This window comes from Streptomyces sp. NPDC028991, from assembly GCF_055564775.1.
Window position 1 is genome coordinate 157,523 of the sequence record NZ_JBVHVP010000005.1, and the last position, 20,990, is coordinate 178,512.

At 70.6% G+C, this 20,990-nt stretch carries 15 protein-coding genes and 1 tRNA gene; 5 read left to right on the forward strand and 11 right to left on the reverse strand.

Features of this window, described 5'->3' with window-relative positions; genetic code table 11:
- The first annotated feature begins 51 nt into the window (after positions 1-51).
- Positions 52-1,410, forward strand: coding sequence for a pyridoxal phosphate-dependent decarboxylase family protein (locus tag ACZ4V1_RS13365; protein ID WP_468333946.1), 1,359 nt, complete (start codon positions 52-54; stop codon positions 1,408-1,410).
- Complete coding sequence (locus ACZ4V1_RS13370; RefSeq protein ID WP_468333949.1) at positions 1,407-2,864, forward strand: lysine N(6)-hydroxylase/L-ornithine N(5)-oxygenase family protein; 1,458 nt, start codon at positions 1,407-1,409, stop codon at positions 2,862-2,864. The genes ACZ4V1_RS13365 and ACZ4V1_RS13370 overlap by 4 nt, the downstream gene beginning before the upstream one ends.
- Positions 2,865-2,886: 22 nt before the next feature.
- Here ACZ4V1_RS13370 and ACZ4V1_RS13375 read toward each other — a convergent pair whose 3' ends face one another.
- Positions 2,887-4,692 (reverse strand): bifunctional metallophosphatase/5'-nucleotidase, encoded by a 1,806-nt coding sequence (locus tag ACZ4V1_RS13375; RefSeq protein WP_468333952.1) that lies wholly within the window; start codon positions 4,690-4,692, stop codon positions 2,887-2,889.
- Positions 4,693-4,905: 213 nt separating this feature from the next.
- Here ACZ4V1_RS13375 and pyk point away from each other — a divergent pair, with 213 nt between their 5' ends.
- Entirely contained in the window at positions 4,906-6,342 is a 1,437-nt protein-coding gene (gene pyk / locus ACZ4V1_RS13380; protein WP_468333955.1) for a pyruvate kinase, read from the forward strand.
- 196 nt (positions 6,343-6,538) lie between these two features.
- Here pyk and ACZ4V1_RS13385 read toward each other — a convergent pair.
- Positions 6,539-6,621, reverse strand: a tRNA-Leu gene (locus ACZ4V1_RS13385).
- Between the two features lie 97 nt (positions 6,622-6,718).
- Between ACZ4V1_RS13385 and ACZ4V1_RS13390 the strand changes: the two genes are divergently transcribed.
- Positions 6,719-7,375, forward strand: coding sequence for an ANTAR domain-containing response regulator (locus tag ACZ4V1_RS13390; RefSeq protein WP_468333958.1), 657 nt, complete (start codon positions 6,719-6,721; stop codon positions 7,373-7,375).
- A gap of 75 nt (positions 7,376-7,450) precedes the next feature.
- Here ACZ4V1_RS13390 and ACZ4V1_RS13395 read toward each other — a convergent pair whose 3' ends face one another.
- From ACZ4V1_RS13395 to ACZ4V1_RS13435, 9 genes are all read right to left on the reverse strand, one after another.
- Positions 7,451-8,167 carry an ABC transporter ATP-binding protein gene (locus ACZ4V1_RS13395; protein WP_468333961.1) on the reverse strand — a complete coding sequence of 239 codons (717 nt, stop codon included), beginning with the start codon at positions 8,165-8,167 and terminating at the stop codon, positions 7,451-7,453.
- Positions 8,164-9,096 carry an ABC transporter ATP-binding protein gene (locus ACZ4V1_RS13400; RefSeq protein WP_468333964.1) on the reverse strand — a complete coding sequence of 311 codons (933 nt, stop codon included), beginning with the start codon at positions 9,094-9,096 and terminating at the stop codon, positions 8,164-8,166. The genes ACZ4V1_RS13395 and ACZ4V1_RS13400 overlap by 4 nt, the downstream gene beginning before the upstream one ends.
- Before the next feature lie 5 nt (positions 9,097-9,101).
- A complete protein-coding gene (locus ACZ4V1_RS13405; RefSeq protein WP_468333967.1) occupies positions 9,102-10,928 on the reverse strand; it encodes a branched-chain amino acid ABC transporter permease in 1,827 nt (608 codons plus the stop codon).
- Between the two features lie 5 nt (positions 10,929-10,933).
- Positions 10,934-11,866: a branched-chain amino acid ABC transporter permease gene (locus ACZ4V1_RS13410; RefSeq protein WP_468333970.1), complete on the reverse strand. Its 933-nt coding sequence runs from the start codon at positions 11,864-11,866 to the stop codon at positions 10,934-10,936.
- A 116-nt stretch (positions 11,867-11,982) separates the two neighbouring features.
- Positions 11,983-13,221: a branched-chain amino acid ABC transporter substrate-binding protein gene (locus ACZ4V1_RS13415; RefSeq protein ID WP_468333973.1), complete on the reverse strand. Its 1,239-nt coding sequence runs from the start codon at positions 13,219-13,221 to the stop codon at positions 11,983-11,985.
- 287 nt (positions 13,222-13,508) lie between these two features.
- Positions 13,509-14,132, reverse strand: a complete 624-nt coding sequence (locus ACZ4V1_RS13420; RefSeq protein WP_468334825.1) for a Tat pathway signal sequence domain protein — start codon at positions 14,130-14,132, stop codon at positions 13,509-13,511.
- Entirely contained in the window at positions 14,129-14,683 is a 555-nt protein-coding gene (locus ACZ4V1_RS13425; RefSeq protein WP_468333976.1) for a hypothetical protein, read from the reverse strand. The genes ACZ4V1_RS13420 and ACZ4V1_RS13425 overlap by 4 nt, the downstream gene beginning before the upstream one ends.
- 237 nt (positions 14,684-14,920) lie before the next feature.
- Positions 14,921-15,409 (reverse strand): PaaI family thioesterase, encoded by a 489-nt coding sequence (locus ACZ4V1_RS13430; RefSeq protein WP_468333979.1) that lies wholly within the window; start codon positions 15,407-15,409, stop codon positions 14,921-14,923.
- Positions 15,410-15,488: 79 nt separating this feature from the next.
- Positions 15,489-17,768, reverse strand: a complete 2,280-nt coding sequence (locus tag ACZ4V1_RS13435; RefSeq protein ID WP_468333982.1) for an FdhF/YdeP family oxidoreductase — start codon at positions 17,766-17,768, stop codon at positions 15,489-15,491.
- Positions 17,769-18,051: 283 nt separating this feature from the next.
- Between ACZ4V1_RS13435 and polA the strand changes: the two genes are divergently transcribed.
- Positions 18,052-20,778, forward strand: coding sequence for a DNA polymerase I (gene polA, locus ACZ4V1_RS13440; RefSeq protein ID WP_468333985.1), 2,727 nt, complete (start codon positions 18,052-18,054; stop codon positions 20,776-20,778).
- Positions 20,779-20,990 lie beyond the last annotated feature (212 nt).

Sequence of the window (20,990 nt, forward strand, 5' to 3'; positions counted from 1 at the left end):
TCGTCGAGGTGCCGCGCGCCGCCGCGACGCATCGCGCCCGGAGGACAGCCCATGGGCCTGCCGCCCCTAGCCTCGGGCCCGCACGGCCCCGACGCCCTGCGGACCCCGCTCGACACCGTGCTCGACGCGCTGCGCACCGGCGCGGCGGCACGCGGAGGCCCCCTGCCCGCGGGCGGCCCCGACGCCGTCACCGCCCGGGTCGCGGAAGCGGTCGGCGAAATCCTGCCCGACCGGGGCGAGACCGAGGCGCTCCGCGTCCTGGTCACCGCCCTCGCCGAGGGCGCCGCCGACCCCGCCCACCCGCTGTGCGCGGCCCACCTGCACGGCCCGCCGCTCGCCGTCGCCGCCGCCGCCGACCTCGCGGCCAGCGTCCTCAACCCCTCCCTCGACTCCTGGGACCAGGCCCCCGCCGCCACCGCGCTGGAAGCCCTGGTCACCCGCGCCCTGGCCCGGGAGACCGGCGCCGCCGACGCCCTCGTCACCACCGGCGGCACCGAGTCCAACCAACTCGCCGCCCTACTCGCCCGCGAGAGGCACGGCGCGGGCCTGCGCCTGGTCCACGGAGCGGGCGCCCACCACTCGGTGCCCCGCGCCGCCTGGCTGCTGGGCCTGCCCGAACCCGTCACCGTCCCCGCCCCGGCCGGCACCCTCGACCCCGCCGCCCTCGACGAAGCGCTGACCCAGGTCCCCGGCCCGCACCTCGTCGTCGCCACCGCCGGCACCACCGACGCCGGCCTCATCGACCCCCTGCCCGACATCGCCGACCGCTGCGCCGCCCACCACGCCCGCCTCCACGTCGACGCCGCCTACGGCGCGGGCCTCCTCTTCAGCGAACGGCACCGCGCCAAACTCGCGGGACTGGAAGCCGCCCACACCGTCGCCCTCGACCTCCACAAACTCGGCTGGCAACCGATCGCCGCCGGCCTCCTCACGGTCCAGGACCCCGACGACCTCGCCGCACTCCACCACCGCGCCGACTACCTCAACGCCGACGACGACACCGACGCCGGCCTCCCCGACCTCCTCGGCCGCTCCCCGCGCACCAGCCGCCGCCCCGACATCCTCAAGATCGCCGTCACCCTCAAAACCCTGGGCCGCACCGGACTCGGCGCCCTCGTCGACGAGGTCTGCGCGCTCGCCGGCCAGTTCGCCGCCCTGGTCCACGACCACCCCGCCTTCGAACTGCACGCCCCACCCACCATCAGTACGGTCCTGTTCCGGCCCACCCACGCCACCGACGACGCCGTCGCCGCCACACGCCGGGCCCTGCTCACCACCGGCCGCGCCGTCCTCGGCCGCGCCCGCGCCGACGGCCGGCTCTGGCTCAAGGCGACCCTGCTCAACCCCCACACCCGGCCCGACGACCTGGCCGCCCTCCTGGCCCTCGTGGAAGGACACGTCCCGCGATGAACACCCCCGCGCACCACACCCCCGCGCACCACACCCCCGCGCACCACACCCCCGCGCACCACACCCCCGACGCCACCCGCGACCTCGTCGGCATCGGCATCGGCCCCTTCAACCTCTCCCTCGCCGCCCTCGCCGACCCGCTGACCGGCCTCGACGCCGTCTTCTACGACCAGCGCACCGCCTTCCACTGGCACCCCGGCCTCCTGATCGACGGCGCGCGCGTCCAGGTGCCCTTCCTCGCCGACCTGGTCACCCTCGCCGACCCCGCCAGCCCCTGGACCTTCCTCAGCCACCTCAGGGCCCGCGAACGCCTCTTCCCCTTCTACTTCGCCGAACGCTTCCACATCCAGCGCGCCGAATACGACGCCTACTGCCGCTGGGTCGCCGAGAACCTCCCCTCCCTCCGCTTCCACCACCAGGTCGACGCCGTCCGCTGGAACCCCGAACGCGGCCTCTTCGAGGTCGACTACACCCAACTCGACGCCGACGGGGAGGCCGAGGCACTCGGCCGCACCCACGCCCGCAACGTCGTCCTCGGCGTCGGCACCGAGCCCTACGTCCCCGACCCGCTCAAACCCCTCGCCGACGCCCCCGGCGTCCCCGTCGTCCACGCCGCCCACTACCTCGACCACCGCGAGACACTCCTCGCCGCCGAACACGTCACCGTCATCGGCACCGGCCAGTCCGGCGCGGAGGTCTTCCTCGATCTGCTCCGCCACCGGCCCCCCGGCCGCGAGAAGCTGCACTGGCTCGGCCGCACCGAGGCCTTCGCGCCCATGGAGTACTCCAAACTCGGCCTAGAGCACTTCACCCCCGACCACACCCGCTACTTCCACGGCCTCGCCGAGCCCGTCCGCGACCGGCTCGTCGCCTCGCAGTGGCAGCTCCACCGGGGCATCGACGCCGACACCGCCGCCGCCATCCACGACGAGCTCTACCGGCGCACCCTCGACGGCGGCTGGCCCGACACCGTCCTCACCCCCGGCGTCCACGTCCGCACCGCCGGCCGCATCGCCACCACCCAGGTCGAACTCCACCTGGAACACACCCAGCAGAAAACCCGCTCCCGCCTCACCACCGACGCCGTCGTCCTCGCCACCGGTTACCGCGAACGCCCCCTCGGCCGCGTACTCGCCGGCCTCGACCCCTACATGCGGCGCGACAGCCGCGAGCGCCCACGCGTCGACGAGCGCTTCCGCCTCGTCCTCGACCCCTCCGTCACCGGATCGGTCTACGTCCAGAACGCCGAGACCCACACCCACGGGGTCGGCGCACCCGACCTCGGCCTCGCCGCCTGGCGCAGCGCGACGATCCTCAACGACCTGACGGGGCGGGAACCGTACCCGCTGCCGAACCGCACCGCCTTCACCACCTTCGGCCTGGAACGCGGACAGCCCCGGATCCCGTCCGCGCGCGACCACCGGACACTGACCCCGCTGGCGGAGGGAATCTGAGGCCGCCTCAGCAGGTACGGCCTCAGAACACCGGCGTGCCGTTCCGCGTCAGCGACCAGTCCACGGACGCGAAGTCCTCCGGGTCCAGCACACCCCGCGCCGTCGCCCACTCGGCGATCCGGGTGCGGATCTCCGTCGACTCCGACCACAGCTCCCGGGCCGACGCCACGTGCGGGAAGGCACCGCCGCCGTTGGCCCGGTAGTTGTTCACCGCCAGCACGAACTCCTGGGCGTCGTCCAGCGGAGCACCGCCGTGCGCGAGGTTCTTGACGCGCGAACCGGGCGCCTCGGCGATATCGATCTCGTACGTCAGCCCCGACACGTAGTCGTAGTTGTAGTCCGGGCGGCCGTTCGCGTTGGTCAGCCTGTCCACGTCCACCGGCGCACCCGCCGCCGTCCGCACGTAGTACTCCGCCGAGTACTCCAGATACGCCCGCAGCTGGGCGCCCGTCATCAGCTTCGCCACCAGGGTGTTGTCGTACACGTACAGACTCGACAGATCCCGGATCGTCACTTCGCCGGCCGGGATCTCCGAGGTCCGCGAGAAGGGCGACGCCTGCGCCAGCACCGGCAGCGCGGCGTACTCCGTGCCGGCCAGCGCCTCCTTGACCACGTCCTCCTGCACCTTCGTGATCAGATCGATGACGGGAGCGTCCTTGTACCGCGCCTCCACCGTCGTCAGCGTCTCGGTGGCGGTGCCGACGACCTGGTTGACGTACGCCACGACCTTCGCGTGCTCGTCCGTCAGCAGCTGGGTGATCCTCGGATCGTCCTCGACCGTGTTGGAGTTCCGCAGCGACGCCCTGACCGACTCCACGTGCCAGCGGCCTCGCCGGAAGACCAGCTCGAAGTCGAACAAGGTGAGCCGCTCGGCGTAGCACAGCGGCTCCGACAGCACCACGGTCCTGCCGGTCTCCTCGTTGACGACCTTCAACTCGGCGATCTCCGTGTGCGCGTGCCCGACCAGGATGGCGTCGATGCCCGGCACCTGCCTGGCCACGTTGGCCGCGGCGTTCTCGACATACGGGATCTGGTCACCGTAGGAGGACGTACCGGACGACCCGGAGTGCGCCGACACGACGACCACGTCCGCGCCCATCGAACGCAGCTTCGGCACCCACTTCGCCGCCTGCTCCTCGAGTCCCGGGAAGGCCAGCTTCCCCTGCACGTACGCCTTGTCCCAGATCGCGATCCCCGGGTTGGTCAGCCCCAGCACCGCCACCTTCACCGGCGGCGCGCCCTTCACCCGGAACGTCTTCATGAAGTACGGCGGGAAGGCGGGCTTCAGCGTCTTCGCGTCCACCGCGTTCGCGCCGAGCAGCGGGAAATCGCACTGCTCCTCGAACTTGCGCAGCGTCTCGATGCCGTAGTTGAACTCGTGGTTGCCGAGCGCCACCGCGTCGTACCCGATCGCGTTCATCGCCTGCGCCATCGGGTGCACCGGACCGCCCTCGGCGGTGATCGGGTCGACCTTCGCGTAGTAGTAGGCCAGCGGGGTGCCCTGGATGGTGTCGCCCGCGTCCAGCAGCAGCGTGTTGTGGCGGCCCTTCTCCTCGCGGACCTGGTTCACCAGCGTGGACACGCGGGCCAGGCCCTGGGCGTTGCCCGCCGCGTCCGCGTACTCGGCATCTTTGAAGTAGTCCCAGTTGAAGACGTGTCCGTGCAGGTCGGTGGTGCCCAGCACCGTCAGCGCGTACCGCTTGGACCTACGCCGGCCCTTGTGCGCGGGAGCGGCCTCGGCGGCCGGCGCCACCGCCGCGCCGGCCAGCGCCACCCCCGCCCCCGTCACGGCGGATCTGCTCAGGAACTTCCGGCGGTTCAACGGCATGGCTGACTCTCCTTGGTGACCCGTCACATCACTGACAACGCGCGTAGATTCCGCCCTGAACACGACGCCTGTCAAGGGCGGCGGACCGGTGAAATGCTCATCGGAGCGGCCCGTCGCACAATTCAACACTTGTCAATAGCCCTTTACTCAAAGGTTGTTGAGTGGTCATGCGTGGCCAATTAACTACCGGTCGGTAAGTCTTAGGCTCGACCCATGCGCCGAGCAAAGATCGTCTGTACCCTTGGGCCCGCCACCGACTCGTACGACCAGATCAAGGACCTGGTCGACGCCGGAATGGACATCGCCCGCTTCAATTTCAGTCACGGCACCCACGCCGAACACGAAGAGCGCTATCACCGTGTCCGCAAGGCGTCCGACGAGACCGGCCGCAGCGTAGGCGCCCTCGCCGACCTTCAGGGTCCGAAGATCCGGCTCGGCCACTTCGCCGAAGGCCCCGTACTCCTTGAACGCGGCGACACCTTCACCATCACCGTCGAAGAGGGCGTCGACGGCGACCGCCACGTCTGCGGCACCACCTACGCCGGCCTCGCCGCCGACGTCACTCCCGGCGAACGCGTCCTCGTCGACGACGGCAAGGTATGCCTGGAGGTCACCGACGTCGACGGCCCCCGCGTCCGCACCACCGTCATCGAGGGCGGCATGGTCTCCGACCACAAGGGACTCAACCTCCCCGGCGTCGCCGTGTCCGTCCCCGCCCTCTCCAAGAAGGACCAGGACGACCTCCGCTGGGCCCTGCGCGGCGGCTTCGACGTCATCGCGCTGTCCTTCGTCCGCAGCGGCCGGGACGTCCTCGACGTCCACCGCATCATGGACGAGGAAGGCCGCCGCCTCCCCGTCATCGCCAAGGTCGAGAAACCACAGGCCGTGGAGAACATCGAGGACATCGTCGCGGCCTTCGACGGCATCATGGTCGCCCGCGGCGACCTCGGCGTCGAGATGCCGCTGGAGCAGGTCCCCATCGTCCAGAAACGCGCGATCAAACTCGCGAAGCGCAACGCCAAGCCGGTCATCGTCGCCACCCAGATGCTCGACTCCATGATCGACAACGCCCGCCCGACCCGCGCCGAGGCCTCCGACGTCGCCAACGCCGTCATCGACGGCACGGACGCCGTCATGCTGTCCGGCGAGACGAGCGTCGGCAAACACGCGACCGACACGGTGCGGACGATGGCCAAGATCGTCGAGGCGGCCGAGGAGGACATCCTCGCCAAGGGCCTGCCCCCGCTGACCGAACGCAACAAGCCCCGCACCCAGGGCGGCGCCGTCGCCCGCGCGGCCGCCGAGATCGGCGACTTCCTCGGCGCGAAGTACCTCGTCGCCTTCACCCAGTCCGGCGACACCGTCCGCCGTCTCTCCCGCTACCGCTCACCCATCCCGCTGCTCGCCTTCACCCCCGAGCCGGCGACACGTTCGCAGCTCAGCCTGACCTGGGGCGTGGAGACCTTCCTCGGCCCGCACGCGGACTCCACGGACGCGATGGTCGACCAGGTGGACGAACTGCTCACCCGCTACGGGCGCTGCGAGAAGGGCGACGTCGTGGTCATCACCGCCGGCTCGCCGCCCGGGGTGTCGGGCACGACGAACCTGGTCCGGGTGCACCACATCGGAGAGGACGACAGTCTCCGGTAGGCCGGTCGTCGGTACTCGGGGCCGACGTGGGCGTCCATGAGGGCTACGGAGGCTTTGCGGGCTACGGAGGTGTTGAGTGGGCCCTGTGTCGTACGTCAGTGCTGTGGAGGTTCGCGCGATCACTGTGCGTCACCGAGGAGTGTGGTGTGCAGCGAAAAGCGGAGGTTCACGAGAACGTGAGCCTCCGCTTCAAAGGTGCCGGGTGCGGGATTCGAACCCGCACGCCCTTTCAGGCAATCGCTTTTGAGGCGATCATGTCTGCCCTTCCATCAACCCGGCGACATGGCTGATCGGAGTGTACCGGTTCCCTGTGCGCAGCCGCAGCTAGGTACCCTGCTGGAAGCAGTACCGCCTGCCCCGGAACAAGGAGCGCCACGTGACCGCCCCCGAGTCGCCCCAGCCCGTAGACGTGCCCGAAGACGACCAGTCGCACGTGCCTCCGCTGACGACCCGTGTGGTCATCGCCGAGGACGAGGCCCTGATCCGGCTGGATCTCAAGGAGATGCTGGAGGAGGAGGGGTACTCCGTCGTCGGTGAGGCCGGTGACGGTGAGGAGGCCGTGGAGCTGGCCCGGGAGCACAAGCCGGACCTGGTGATCCTCGACGTGAAGATGCCCAGGATGGACGGCATCTCCGCGGCCGAGAAGATCGCCGAGGAGAGTATCGCGCCGGTGCTGATGCTGACCGCGTTCTCGCAGCGCGACCTGGTGGAGCGGGCGCGGGACGCCGGGGCCATGGCGTACCTCGTGAAGCCGTTCAGCAAGAGTGACGTCGTTCCGGCGATCGAGATGGCCGTCTCGCGGTTCACGGAGCTGAAGGCGCTGGAGAAGGAGGTCGCGGATCTCAGTCTGCGGCTGGAGACGCGGAAGCTGGTGGACCGGGCGAAGTCGGTGCTGCAGACGGAGTACGGGCTGACCGAGCCGGCCGCGTTCCGGTGGATCCAGAAGACGTCGATGGACCGGCGGATGTCGATGCAGCAGGTGGCCGAGGCGGTCATTCAGGACGCCGAGGAGAAGAAGGCGTCCAAGGGCTGAGTCCCGGGACCACGCACGAGGCCCGCGTCCCCGTCGGGGGCGCGGGCCTCGTCGTACGGCCGGGCCGGTCCTCGCTCAGTCCTCGCCGAGGTAGGCCTTGCGGACCGACTCGTCGTGGAGGAGGTCCTGGCCGCTGCCGGACAGGACGATGTTGCCGACCTCCATGACGTGGCCGTGGTCGGCCAGGGAGAGGGCCGCTTGGGCGTTCTGCTCGACGAGCAGGATGGTGGTGCCCTGGGATTTGAGCTCGGCGATGGTCTGCATGATCTTCTGCATCATGATCGGTGAGAGGCCCATGGAGGGTTCGTCGAGCATGAGGAGCTTGGGCTGGGACATGAGGGCGCGGCCCATGGCGAGCATTTGCTGCTCGCCGCCGGAGAGGGTGCCCGCGGCCTGTTTGCGGCGCTCGCCGAGGATCGGGAAGAGGTCGTAGGCGCGCTGGATGTCTTTCTCGATGCCCGGTTTGTCGTTGCGCAGGAAGGCGCCGAGGCGGAGATTGTCCTCGATGGACATGCGCGGGAAGATGTGCCGTCCCTCGGGCGAGTGGGCGAGGCCCAGGGAGACGATCTGGTGGGCGGGGACCTTTTTGAGGGACTTGCCCCCGAACTTGATCTGTCCGCCGACGGGCTTGAGGAGGCCGGACAGGGTGCGCAGGGTGGTGGTCTTGCCGGCGCCGTTGGTGCCGATGAGTGTGACGACCTCGCCGGCGTCGACCTTGAACGAGATGCCCTTGACGGCTTCGATCTTGCCGTAGGCGACGCGGAGGTCCTCGACCTCGAGCAGTGCGGTCATCGGTCGTTCTCCTTGCCGGCCGCGGTGTCCGTGGTGGTGTCGGCGGCTTGGGCGGCGTTGGCGGCCTCCACCTCGGCGGCCTCCACCTCGGCGGCCTCCGCCGCGCCGGGGTCGTTCTCGAGGGGTTCGCCGAGGTAGGCGGCGATGACCCGCTCGTCGCCCTGGACGGTCGCGCTGTCGCCCTCGACGAGCTTCTCGCCCTGGACGAGGACGGCGACGCGGTCGCAGAGGTTGAAGATGAAGCGCATGTCGTGCTCGATGACGAGGACGGCGATGCCCTTGTCGCGGATGGCGAAGACGAGTTCCTCGGTGGCCCGTGTCTCCTGCGGGTTCATGCCGGCTGTCGGTTCGTCCAGGAGCAGCAGGCCGGGCTCGCTGGCGAGGGCGCGGGCGATTTCCAGCTTGCGCTGTTCGCCGTAGGGCAGGTTCCGGGCGAGGTGTTCGGCCTTGGCGGCGAGGCCGACGAATTCCAGCAGTTCCATGGCGCGTTCGCGGGAGGTCGCTTCGGCCTTGTGGAAGCCGGGGCCGCGCAGGACGGCGGACCAGAAGCCTTCCTTGGTGCGGGTGTGGCGGCCGACGAGGACGTTCTCCAGGACCGTCATGTTGGCGAACAGGCGGATGTTCTGGAAGGTTCGGGCGATGCCGGCGGCGGTGACCTTGAAGGACTTGGCCGGCAGGACGTGGCCCTTGAAGCGGACCTCGCCCTCGGTGGGGATGTAGAGGCCGGTCAGGCAGTTGAAGAAGGTGGTCTTGCCGGCCCCGTTGGGGCCGATGAGGCCGACGATCTCGCCGCTGTTGACGGTGAGGTCGACGCCGTTGACGGCGGTCAGGCCGCCGAAGCGCATGGTGACGCCGCGTGCGTCGAGGACGGTGGTGCCGGGGGCGGGGGCGCCCGGGGCGGTGTCCTTGGTGGTGGTGTCGGTGGTCATGGTGGTCAGGCCCCTGTCTTGCTCAGGGTGGTGGGCGCTTCGGCCTCTTCGTGGAATTCCAGCTTGCGGCGCCTGTTGGCGATGAGGCCTTCCGGACGGAAGCGCATGAGCAGGACGAGCGCGAGTCCGAAGGCGAGGAGCTGGTAGTCGTCGAGGAACTGGAGCTTGTTGGGGATCAGGAAGAGCAGTGCGGCGCCGATGAGCGGCCCGGCGATGGTGCCCATGCCGCCGAGGACGACCGCGGCCAGCAGGAAGGCCGAGTTGGGCGGGGTGGTGCCGGCGAAGAGGTACTGCTCGGGTGTGACGGTGTAGGTGACGTGTGCCTGGACGGTGCCGGCGAGTCCGGCGAGGGTGGCGCCGACGGCGAAGGCGATGAGTTTGACGCGGAATCCGTTGATGCCCATGGCGAGGGCGGCGGTCTCGTCTTCGCGGATGGCGACCCAGGCGCGGCCGATCCGGGAGTCGCCGCTGCGCCGGAAGACGAGGACGACGACGGCCGTGATGATGAGCATCAGGAAGAAGTAGTTGGCGAACCGGCCGATGGTGAAGCCGCCGACGTCGTGCGCGATCCCCATGTCCAGGCCGAGGATCTTGAGGTCGGGGATGGACGAGATGCCGTTGGAGCCGTTGGTGACGTCCGGGCCCGAGGTGCCGTCCAGGTTGTTGGCGGTGATGCGGAAGATCTCGCCGAAGCCGAGGGTGACGATGGCGAGGTAGTCGCCGCGCAGTCGCAGGGTCGGGGCGCCGATGAGGACGCCGAAGACGAGGGAGGCGGCGGCACCGACGAGGACGGCGGCCCAGAAGGGCAGGTGCAGGTCGAAGGGGGAGCTGGGGGAGCCGGAGACCATGGAGGCGGCGTAGGCGCCGACGCCGAGGAAGGCGACGTAGCCGAGGTCGAGCAGGCCCGCGAGGCCGACGACGATGTTCAGTCCGAGGGCGACTGTGGCGAAGATGAGGATGTAGACGCCGAGGGTGGCGTACCGGTCGTCGGACTGGGTGAAGGGGAAGCAGGCCGCCGCGATGAAGGCGCCGCAGATGGTGATGTTCTGGTGCCGTGCGGTGATTTCGGTGGCGTGGGCGATCAGGCCGGCTCGGTGGAGGGCGGCGAAGCCGAAGCCGGCGATGACCAGGAAGCCGACGAAGAGTTCGTCGTACTCGGTGCCGATCCCGTAGGTGAAGACGATCAGGGCGACGGCGAGGATTCCGACGATGATCAGGATTTCGGCGTAGGAGGACAGGGCCGGGACGCGGCGGGGGCTGCCGGCGGCGAAGGCCGCCCTGACGGTCTGCCAGTTGTGGGAGGTGGTGTGCTTGAACTGCTCCCAGCCGGTGTCGTCGGGGTCGATCGGGTCGGGCTCGGGGCGTTGGAAGGGGAGGGAGAGCGCGCCCAGGAAGGCGATGAGCGTGACGGTGGCGGCGATGTAGGCGCCGGGCTCGAGGTTGACGAGGCCGCCGAGTTGGGCGCTGATCGCGATGACCGTGTACCAGGTGGTGGCGAAGGCGGCGAGGGCGGCGAACTTGAGTGCCGCGTCGGCACCGGCGGGTACGAGCCAGCGAAGGCCCTTCACGTCGTACGAGGCGAGGCCGAGGAGGGTGGTGAGGGCGCCGGCGATCAGTACCAGGACCTGGAGTCCGCCCGGGTAGCCGTAGACGGTGAGGTCGCCGGGGAACTCGGCGGTCCAGGTCCAGGCCAGGAATGTGGAGACGATGGTGAGGACACCGCCGCCGGTGGCGAGGGCGCGTCCGATGTGGGGCGGTATGCCGATGAGGCCGGAGGTGTCGTCCGCGGTGGAGCCGGCGGCGGTCTTCGCAGTGGTGGTCTGTGTGGTCATCGGTGTCACGCCCTGTCCGCAACGCGTTCGCCGAGCAGGCCCTGGGGCCTGAACAGCAGCACGAGGATGAGGAGGATGAAGGCCCAGACGTCGGACCAGGACTGGCTGCCGAACTGGTCGAGGCCGGGGATGTCGGCGATGTAGGCGGTGGCGAGGGTCTCGGCGACACCGAGGACGACGCCGCCGATCATGGCGCCGTAGATGTTGCCGATGCCGCCGAGGACGGCGGCGGTGAAGGCCTTCAGGCCGAGGATGAAGCCCATCTTGAAGTCGATCTGGCCGTACTTGAGGCCGTTGGCCACGGCTCCGACGGCGGCGAAGACGGCGCCGAGCGCGAAGGCGACCACGATGATGCGGTCGGTGTTGACGCCCATCAGTTTGGCCGTGTCCGGGTCTTGCGCGGTTGCCTGCATGCCGCGTCCGGTGCGGGTGCGCATCACGAAGAAGCCGAGGATGGCCATGCTGACGGGGGCGGCGATGAACAGGAAGATGTCACCGGTCTGGAGGGTGACGTTGCCGATGTGGAAGGGGCCGCCGTCGATCTGCGGGAACGTGCGCGCGGACTTGGCCTCCGGGTACCAGGCCCACACCGCCTGCTGGAGGGCGAGGGAGAGGCCGATGGCGGTGATGAGGGGTGCGAGGCGGGGGGCGCCGCGCAGCGGACGGTAGGCGAACCGTTCCGCCCCGACCGCGACGGCGACGGAGACCACCATGGCGCCGAGGAGCATCAGAGGCAGGGCGATCAGCATGGAGGTGCCGTCGGGCAGGATGTATATGTAGACCGTGAGCGCGCCGAAGGCACCGGTCATGAAGATCTCGCCGTGGGCGAAGTTGATGAGCTGGACGATGCCGTAGACCATTGTGTAGCCGATGGCGATCAACCCGTACATGGATCCCAGTAGCAGGCCGTTGACCAGCTGCTGCGGCAGTTCGTTCACCGCATGTCCTCCGAGACGTTCGGAACTATCGACGGATGTGGCCGGATGCGAGTCCGCGCGGGGCGCCTGTGGAACAGCGCCCCGCGCGGCTCTTGATCAGTGGTGCGGGTGGTGGGTCAGCCGGTGTAGGTGCCGGACTTCACGTCCTTCCAGGCACCGTTCTCGACGGCGTACACGGTGAGCTGCTTGTTGGTGGCGTCACCGAACTCGTCGAAGGCGACCTTGCCGGTCACACCGTCGAAGGAGACGTTCTGCATGGCATCCACGACCTTGGCGCGGGCGTCGTCGGGCAGTTTCCCGTCGTTGGCCTCGACGACCGCCTTGACGGCCTCGATGATCGCCCAGGCGGAGTCGTAGGAGTAGCCGCCGTACGCCTCGTAGGCCTCCTTGTAGCCCTCGGCCTTGTAGTTGGCGACGAATTCCTTGGCGGAGGGGAGTTCCTCCACCGGTGCGCCGACGGAGGTCGCGAGGTCACCGGTGCCGCTGGCGCCGGCGAGCTTGATGAAGTCGGCGCTGTAGATGCCGTCACCGCCGACCAGCGGAATCTTTGCCCCGGCGGCCTTGATCTGCTTGCTGAGCGGACCGGCCTGCGGGTATTCGCCGCCGTAGTAGACGACGTCGGCGCCGGAGTTCTTGACCTTGGTGGCGACCGCGTTGAAGTCCTTGGTGTCCGGGTTGATGTGCTCCGTGCCGACGACCTGGCCGCCGAGCCTCTTGAACTCCTCGGTGAAGGTCTTGGCGAGACCTGCGCCGTAGGTCTTCTTGTCGTCGATGACGAAGACCTTCTTCTTCTTGGAGTCGTTGTAGACGTACTGCGCTGCGAACGGGCCCTGGATGGCGTCCGTGGTCGCGGTGCGGAAGTACGACTTGTAGGGCCGGACCTTCTTGGTCTGCCAGTCCACGCCCTGGGTGAGCGCGGGGTTGGTGTTGGCCGGGGAGACCTCGACCAGTTTGGCCGTGTCGAAGACCTTCTGCATGGACTCGCCGACCGAGGAGTTCAGCGGGCCGACCACGCCGAGGACGTCGTCGTTGGCGACGAGCTGGGTGGCGTTCTGCTGGCCGACGGAGGGCTGTCCCTGGTCGTCGAGGGCCTTGATCTCGAACTTGATGCCGTCGACGTAGTTTTCCTTGGTGGCGGTCTTGGCCGCGAGGTCCACCGAGTTCTTGATGCCGAGGCCCAGTGCGGACAGGTCGCCGGTCAGCGGGGCGTCGACGCCGATGACGACGGTGGTGCCACCGCCGCCGCCGTTGCCGGAGTCCGAGCCGCCGTCGTCGTCGCGCGAGCCGCAGGCGGTGAGGGTGAGTGCTCCCGCCGCCAGAGCGGCGGTGATGGCGATGAGCGAACGTTGACGCACGATCAGTCCTTTCCCTGGCACAGCCGCTTCCCCGTGGAGGCGGCCGAGTCGAGCGCTGGGCCGAAGTGACAATCGGACGGCGCGGTGACTGGCCGTGACTCTAAGCGTGTGTGGGGAACGTGGAGGAGGGTCTGACTCAGGCTGTGACGCTCTTGTTATGACACGGGGTAATGCAGAGCGGTACTGGCTGGGAAGAAGGGCGGAATTCAGGCCGATTCGCCCTGTCCGCATGCTGAGAACCCGCAGGACCGGCCGTTCGTGTTCAGGTGTCTGGGCCGTTTTGGTGATTACCTGGATTCCTTGCCGCAGGCGACCTCGAGGGCCTGTGAGAGGTCCTGTGCATAGCGCGTCCCCAGGATGAAACTGTGGGCTTGCATTGCGCGAGTATTACGCAGTGTTACGTGCAGGAAAGGGAGGGAGAGGTTCCGCGGCGCTTTTTCGCATTCCGTCACCCGCAGCGTGACGATGATCTTGCGGGCGGAATGCGCCTTTGTCTGGAAAGGCGCCGCGGGTGACGAAGTCATCGAGATGCCGTCGTAGGGCTGGTCGAGCCGGGTCACGGTGACGGGCGGTCCGGACCGTACGCTCAGTCGCACCGCGAAGCTCAGGTCGCCGGCCTCGTCGCCGCCCGGGCCGGGTACCGCGTACAGGTAGCCGAGGTCGACCGCCTGGGAAGGGTGCGGCGCCAGGGGAGGGGGCGGCGGCTGCGGACGGCCGGCGTACAGATAGCCGCCGCCCGCCAGGACGGCGACGGTCGCGCCGGTCGCGAGGACGGTCCGGCGGTGGCGCGCGCAACGCCGCACGAGGCGCCCGCGCGGCCGGACGGCGGGCCGGGGGGCGGGCCGGGGGGCGTCCGGCACGTCCCTGGCGCGGGTGCCCTCGCCCGGCTCGACGGGCCCGGTGCCGCTCACTGCCACGGGCCGGCGCTCGGACCGCCGTCGCGGTACCCCTCGGCGCACGCCTCACGCGCCTGGCGGGCGATCGACTCCTCGGCGGCCTCGGTGCCTTGGCCGCGTTTGGCGACCCGCGCCGTGTCCAGGACCTCCCGCAGGATGTCGTACTGCCGGTTGGACAGCCCCATCGACTGATAGTCGCCGTAGGGGGTGGCGCCGTCCAGCATCTCGCGCGCCCAGTACTCGACGGCGCCCGCACACGACTCCGCGCCGGACGGGCCCGGTCGGGTCGCCGCTGAAGCGGTCGCCGCGGTCGTGCCGGCAGACCCGGCGTCGCCGGTGGCGGAGTTGCCGCAGCCGGTCGCCAGGGCGGCGGCTGACAGGGGCAGGATCAGCGCCCGTGTGAGCGCGGCGCGGCCGGCGGTGGGTTGTCGGCGCGCTCTCCGCTCGGGACCGTGCTGTGCGGGCGCGGCCCGTGAGGGCGTGGTCAGTACGGGTGCGATCGCTCCGGGCGCGAACCGGAATCGCCGAGCTGCCGCCCCCGGCCAGGGGTCCTCTCCCCGTCCCATGTCCCGAAGCTAGAGCGCCGGGTGGCAGGGGGCAATGCCCGTGAACCGGGGGCGGCGCCGTGGCCCCGTGGGCGGGGCGGCGCCGTGGCCGCCCGTGCGTGGCGCCGTGGGCCGTTCGTGCGTGCCGCCGTGGGCCGTTCGTGCGTGCCGCCGTGGGCCGTTCGTGCGTGCCGCCGTGGGCCGGCCGGGGCGGGCGTGGGCAGGCCGGGGCGGGCACCGCGCCCGACGGTGCGTCGCTCAGCCCGTCGCGTCCGCCCGCACCCCGTCGCCGGGGTTCACGTCCCGCAGCAGGCAGGTCAGCCGGGCGGTGCACACGCGGCGGTCCTGCTCGTCGCTGATCACGATCTCGTACGTCGCGGTCGACCGGCCCCGGTGCACCGGCGTGGCCACGCCGGTGACGAGACCGGAGCGGGCCCCGCGGTGGTGGGTGCAGTTCAGGTCGACGCCGACGGCGATCTTGGAGCTGCCGCCGTGCAGCATCGAGCCGACCGACCCCAGCGTCTCGGCCAGCACCGCCGAGGCCCCGCCGTGCAGCAGCCCGTACGGCTGGGTGTTCCCCTCCACCGGCATGGTGCCGACGACCCGGTCGGCGGACGCCTCGAGGATCTGGACGCCCATGCGCGTCCCGAGGTGCCCCGCGGAGAACAGCGCGGGCAGGTCGACGCCGAGAGCCGCGTACTCGTCGAGGACTTCCTGCGGAAACTGCACCTGCTGCTGCTCGCCCATGGGCCGGCTCCGTTCGTCGCTCCGTCTGCCTGACTCGCCGGCCGGCCCGGTGCGGCCGGCGGCTCGACTGAGCAAACGCTCAGTCGGTCGCCGATTGTTCCAGACGGACCACAACGGACTTGCTGGCCGGGGTGTTGCTGGTGTCCGCGGTGGCGTCCAGCGGCACCAGGACGTTGGTCTCCGGGTAGTACGCCGCCGCGCAGCCCCGGGCCGTCGGATAGTGCACGACGCGGAAGCCCGGCGCCCGCCGCTCCACCCCGTCCTTCCACTCGCTGACCAGGTCGACGTACGAACCGTCGCGGACGTCCAGCTTCCGGGCGTCCTCCGGGTTGACCAGGACGACCCGGCGGCCGTTCCTGATGCCCCGGTAGCGGTCGTCCAGACCGTAGATCGTGGTGTTGTACTGGTCGTGCGAGCGCAGCGTCTGGAGCAGCAGCCGGCCCTCGGGCAGCTCGGGGTACTCGACCGGCGCGGCGGTGAAGTTGGCCTTGCCGGTGGCCGTCGGGAAGCGGCGCTCGTCGCGCGGGGCGTGGGGAAGGGCGAAGCCCCCGGGGTGCGCCACGCGCGCGTTGAAGTCCTCGAAGCCCGGGATCACGCGCCCGATGCGGTCCCGGATCGTGGCGTAGTCCTTCTCGAACTCCTCCCACGGCGTGGCGCTGCTCTCGCCCAGCACGCGGCGTGCCAGCCGGCACACGATCGCCGGCTCGGACAGCAGCCGCGCGCTCGCGGGCTCCAGCCGGCCGCGGGAGGCGTGCACCATGCCCATGGAGTCCTCCACGGTCACGAACTGCTCGCCACCGCCCTGGAGGTCGCGTTCGGTGCGGCCCAGCGTCGGCAGGATGAGCGCCCGCGCGCCCGTGACCGCGTGCGAGCGGTTCAGTTTCGTCGACACGTGCACGGTGAGGCGGGCGCGGCGCATGGCCGCCTCGGTGACCTCCGTGTCGGGGGAGGCGGAGACGAAGTTGCCGCCCATGGCGAAGAAGACCTTCGCCTCGCCGTCGCGCAGCGCGCGGATGGCCCGTACGACGTCGTAGCCGTGCTCGCGCGGCGGGGCGAAGCCGAACTCCTTCTCCAGCGCGTCCAGGAAGGCGGGCGCGGGGCGCTCGAAGATGCCCATCGTGCGGTCGCCCTGCACGTTGGAGTGGCCGCGCACCGGGCAGACGCCCGCGCCCGGACGGCCGATGTTGCCGCGCAGCAGGAGGAAGTTCACGACCTCGCGGATGGTCGGCACGGAGTGCTTGTGCTGGGTCAGGCCCATCGCCCAGCACACGATGGTGCGTTTCGAGTCGAGCACCATGCGCAGCGCCTCCTCGATCTCCGCGCGGGTGAGACCGGTCGCCGCGAGCGTCTCGTCCCAGTCGGCGGCGCGGGCGGCCTCGGCGAACTCCTCGTAGCCGTGCGTGTGTTCCTCGACGAAGGCCTCGTCGACCGCGCCCTCGGTGTCGAGGACCAGCTTGTTGAGGAGGCGGAACAGGGCCTGGTCGCCGCCCAGGCGGATCTGCAGGAACAGGTCGGTGAGCGCGGCGCCCGCGGTGAGCCCCTTGGGGGTCTGCGGGTTCTTGAAGCGCTCCAGACCGGCCTCGGGCAGCGGATTGACGCTGATGATCTTGGCACCGTTGGCCTTGGCCCGCTCCAGGGCGGAGAGCATGCGCGGGTGGTTGGTGCCCGGGTTCTGGCCGGCCACGATGATCAGGTCGGACTTGTAGAGGTCCTCCAGGAGGACGCTGCCCTTGCCGACGCCGATGGTCTCGCCGAGGGCCGAGCCGGACGACTCGTGGCACATGTTGGAGCAGTCCGGCAGGTTGTTGGTGCCGAGCTCGCGCGCGAAGAGCTGGTAGAGGAACGCCGCCTCGTTGCTGGTGCGCCCCGAGGTGTAGAAGACCGCCTCGTCCGGCGAGTCCAGGGCGCCGATCTCCTCCGCCACGATGTCGAAGGCGCGCTCCCACGTCACCGGCTCGTAGTGCTCGCCGCCCTCCGGCAGGTACACCGGGTGCGTCAGCCGGCCCTGCTGGCCCAGCCAGTAGCCGCTGCGGGTCGCGAGGTCGGCCACGGGGTGCGCGGCGAAGAACTCCGGGGTGACCCGGCGCAGGGTGGCCTCCTCGGCCACGGCCTTCGCGCCGTTCTCGCAGAACTCCGCCTTGTGCCGGTGGTCCGGCTCCGGCCAGGCGCAGCCCGGGCAGTCGAAGCCGTCCTTCTGATTGACGCTCAGCAGCGTCAGCGCGGTCCGCTTCACCCCCATCTGCCGCTGCGCCATACGCAGGGTGTGGCCGATGGCCGGGACGCCCGCCGCCGCGTGCTGCGGTTCCGTGACCCGCGGCGCGTCCTGAACCGGGTCACCCTTGGGCGGCTTGGTGGCCATCGCGCGCTCCCTTCGCTTACACGTGTGAGGTACGTCTCCGATCCTCGCACGTCCCGGCGACAGGGACGGAGGCCGGTCGGACGGCGCCCGGAGGCAGTGGCCGCGGCGACGGAAGGGGGCCGGTCCCGTGCCGCCGGGCCGCAGCGGCGCCCTGAAGCGGCGCCCCGGGCGGCGCGCGGAACCGTGCGACCGGACACGGCGTACCCGCGGCGCGGGACGGCCGGGTCCGTGCCACCGGCGAGCGCGGGACCGAGTGTCAGTGGTCCGTGGCAGGATCGGGGACGTGGCAGAGACAGCAGCGAAGAAGACCGACAGCACCCCCGGCGGCGGCCGTCCGCGCCTGATGCTCATGGACGGGCACTCCCTGGCGTACCGCGCGTTCTTCGCGCTGCCCGCGGAGAACTTCACGACCGCGACGGGCCAGCCGACCAACGCGATCTACGGCTTCGCGTCGATGCTGGCCAACACGCTGCGTGACGAGTCGCCCACGCACTTCGCGGTGGCGTTCGACGTCTCCCGCAAGACCTGGCGGTCCGAGGAGTTCACCGAGTACAAGGCGAACCGCTCCAAGACCCCGGACGAGTTCAAGGGGCAGGTCGAGCTGATCGGCGAGCTGCTCGACGCCATGCACGTGCAGCGTTTCGCCGTCGAGGGCTTCGAGGCCGACGACGTCATCGCCACACTGGCCACGCAGGCCGAGGCCGCCGGCTTCGACGTGCTGATCGTCACCGGTGACCGGGACTCCTTCCAGCTGGTGAGTGAGCACACCACGGTCCTGTATCCGACCAAGGGCGTCTCCGAGCTGACCCGCTTCACACCGGAGAAGGTCTTCGAGAAGTACGGGCTGACCCCCGCCCAGTACCCCGACTTCGCGGCCCTGCGCGGCGACCCGTCCGACAACCTGCCGGGCATCCCGGGCGTCGGCGAGAAGACCGCCGCGAAGTGGATCAATCAGTTCGGGTCCTTCGCCGACCTGGTCGAGCGCGTCGACGAGGTCAAGGGCAAGGCCGGGCAGAATCTCCGCGACCATCTGGAGTCCGTCAAGCTCAACCGCCGGCTCACCGAGCTGGAGCGGCGGGTCGAGCTGCCGAAGACCGTCACCGACCTGGAGCGCACGGCGTACGACCGCAAGGGCGTCGCGGTGATCCTGGACACCCTGGAGATCCGCAACCCGTCGCTGCGTGAGCGGCTCTACGCCGTCGACCCGGGCGCCGAGGAGGCCGAGGCCGCGCCGGTGGCGGCGGACGGCGTCGAGCTGGACGGCACGGTGCTGGGCACCGGCGAGCTGGCCGGCTGGCTCGCCGAGCACGGCACGCAGCCGCTCGGCGTCGCCACGGTCGACACCTGGGGGCTGGGCACCGGCTCGGTCGCCGAGGTCGCGCTCGCCGCGTCCGACGGGAAGGCCGCCTGGTTCGACCCGACGGAAATCGACGAGGCCGGCGAGGCGGCGTTCACGGCCTGGCTGTCCGACGCGGACCGGCCGAAGGTCTTCCACAACGCCAAGGGCGCGATGCGCGTCTTCGCCGAGCACGGCTGGAGCGTCGCCGGCGTCGGCATGGACACCGCGCTCGCCGCCTACCTGGTCAAGCCGGGCCGCCGCTCCTTCGACCTGGACGCGCTGTCCCTGGAGTACCTGCACCGCGAGCTGGCCCCCGCCGCCGCGGCCGACGGGCAGCTGGCCTTCGGCGCGGACGAGGGCGCCGAGGCCGAGGCACTGATGGTGCAGGCCCGTGCCATCCTCGACCTGGGCGAGGCCTTCGAGGGCCGCCTGGCGGACGTCGGCGCCGCGGACCTCCTGCGTGACATGGAGCTGCCCACCTCCGCGCTGCTGGCCCGTATGGAGCGGCACGGCATCGCGGCCGACCGGGAGCACCTCCAGGCCATGGAGCAGATGTTCGCGGGTGCCGTGCAGCAGGCGGTGAAGGAGGCGCACGCCGCGGCCGGACGCGAGTTCAACCTCGGCTCGCCCAAGCAGCTCCAGGAAGTCCTCTTCGGCGAGCTGAATCTGCCGAAGACCAAGAAGACCAAGACCGGCTACACCACCGACGCCGACGCCCTGGCCTGGCTCGCGGCCCAGACCGAGAACGAGCTGCCGGTCATCATGCTCCGCCACCGTGAGCAGGCCAAGCTGCGCGTCACGGTGGAAGGCCTGATCAAGACGATCGCTGCGGACGGCCGCATCCACACCACGTTCAACCAGACGGTCGCCGCGACCGGCCGCCTCTCCTCCACGGACCCGAACCTGCAGAACATCCCGGTCCGCACCGACGAGGGCCGCGCGATCCGCCGCGGCTTCGTCGTCGGCGAGGGCTTCGAGTCGCTGATGACGGCCGACTACAGCCAGATCGAGCTGCGGGTGATGGCCCACCTGTCCGAGGACGAGGGTCTGACCGAGGCGTTCACCTCCGGCGAGGACCTGCACACCACCGCCGCCGCGCAGGTCTTCTCCGTCGAGCAGTCCGCGGTCGACGCCGAGATGCGCCGCAAGATCAAGGCCATGTCCTACGGCCTGGCGTACGGACTGTCGGCCTTCGGCCTCTCCCAGCAGCTGAACATCGAGGCGGCCGAGGCCCGCGGCCTGATGGACGCCTACTTCGAGCGGTTCGGCGGCGTACGGGACTATCTGCGCCGGGTCGTCGACGAGGCGCGGGCGACGGGCTACACGGCCACCCTCTTCGGCCGCCGCCGCTATCTGCCCGACCTCAACAGCGACAACCGCCAGCGCCGCGAGGCGGCCGAGCGCATGGCCCTGAACGCGCCGATCCAGGGCACGGCGGCCGACATCGTCAAGATCGCCATGCTCAACGTGGACAAGGCGCTGCGCGAGGCCGGCCTCACGTCCCGCATGCTGCTCCAGGTCCACGACGAGATCGTCCTGGAGATCGCCCCCGGCGAGCGCGCGGTGGCGGAGGAACTCGTCCGCCGCGAAATGGCGAACGCGGTGCGGCTCAGCGTCCCGCTGGGCGTCTCAGTGGGCTCGGGCCCGGACTGGGAGTCGGCGGCGCACTAGCCTCCGCCGGTCGCCGGTCGCCGGTCGCCGGTCGCCGGTCGCCGGTCGCCGGTCGCGGGTCGCCGGTCGCGGGTCGCGGGTCGCCGGTCGCGGTCCACGGTGGCCGTTCGCGGTCACCGGTGGCCGGTCGCTGTCGGCGGTCAGGGGGGTGGGTAGGGGAGCGGCACGAGTGTCGGCGCCGCGCCGCTCTCACCGCCCCGCCCCGCCCCGCC

Coding starts and splice junctions, on each gene's coding strand:
- ACZ4V1_RS13375 (WP_468333952.1), bottom strand. CDS start 4,692: ATGCCGTTGAACCGCCGGAAGTTCCTGAGCAGATCCGCCGTGACGGGG.
- ACZ4V1_RS13365 (WP_468333946.1), top strand. CDS start 52: ATGGGCCTGCCGCCCCTAGCCTCGGGCCCGCACGGCCCCGACGCCCTG.
- ACZ4V1_RS13425 (WP_468333976.1), bottom strand. CDS start 14,683: ATGGGACGGGGAGAGGACCCCTGGCCGGGGGCGGCAGCTCGGCGATTC.
- ACZ4V1_RS13400 (WP_468333964.1), bottom strand. CDS start 9,096: ATGACCACCGACACCACCACCAAGGACACCGCCCCGGGCGCCCCCGCC.
- ACZ4V1_RS13405 (WP_468333967.1), bottom strand. CDS start 10,928: ATGACCACACAGACCACCACTGCGAAGACCGCCGCCGGCTCCACCGCG.
- ACZ4V1_RS13430 (WP_468333979.1), bottom strand. CDS start 15,409: ATGGGCGAGCAGCAGCAGGTGCAGTTTCCGCAGGAAGTCCTCGACGAG.
- pyk (WP_468333955.1), top strand. CDS start 4,906: ATGCGCCGAGCAAAGATCGTCTGTACCCTTGGGCCCGCCACCGACTCG.
- ACZ4V1_RS13435 (WP_468333982.1), bottom strand. CDS start 17,768: ATGGCCACCAAGCCGCCCAAGGGTGACCCGGTTCAGGACGCGCCGCGG.
- ACZ4V1_RS13370 (WP_468333949.1), top strand. CDS start 1,407: ATGAACACCCCCGCGCACCACACCCCCGCGCACCACACCCCCGCGCAC.
- ACZ4V1_RS13395 (WP_468333961.1), bottom strand. CDS start 8,167: ATGACCGCACTGCTCGAGGTCGAGGACCTCCGCGTCGCCTACGGCAAG.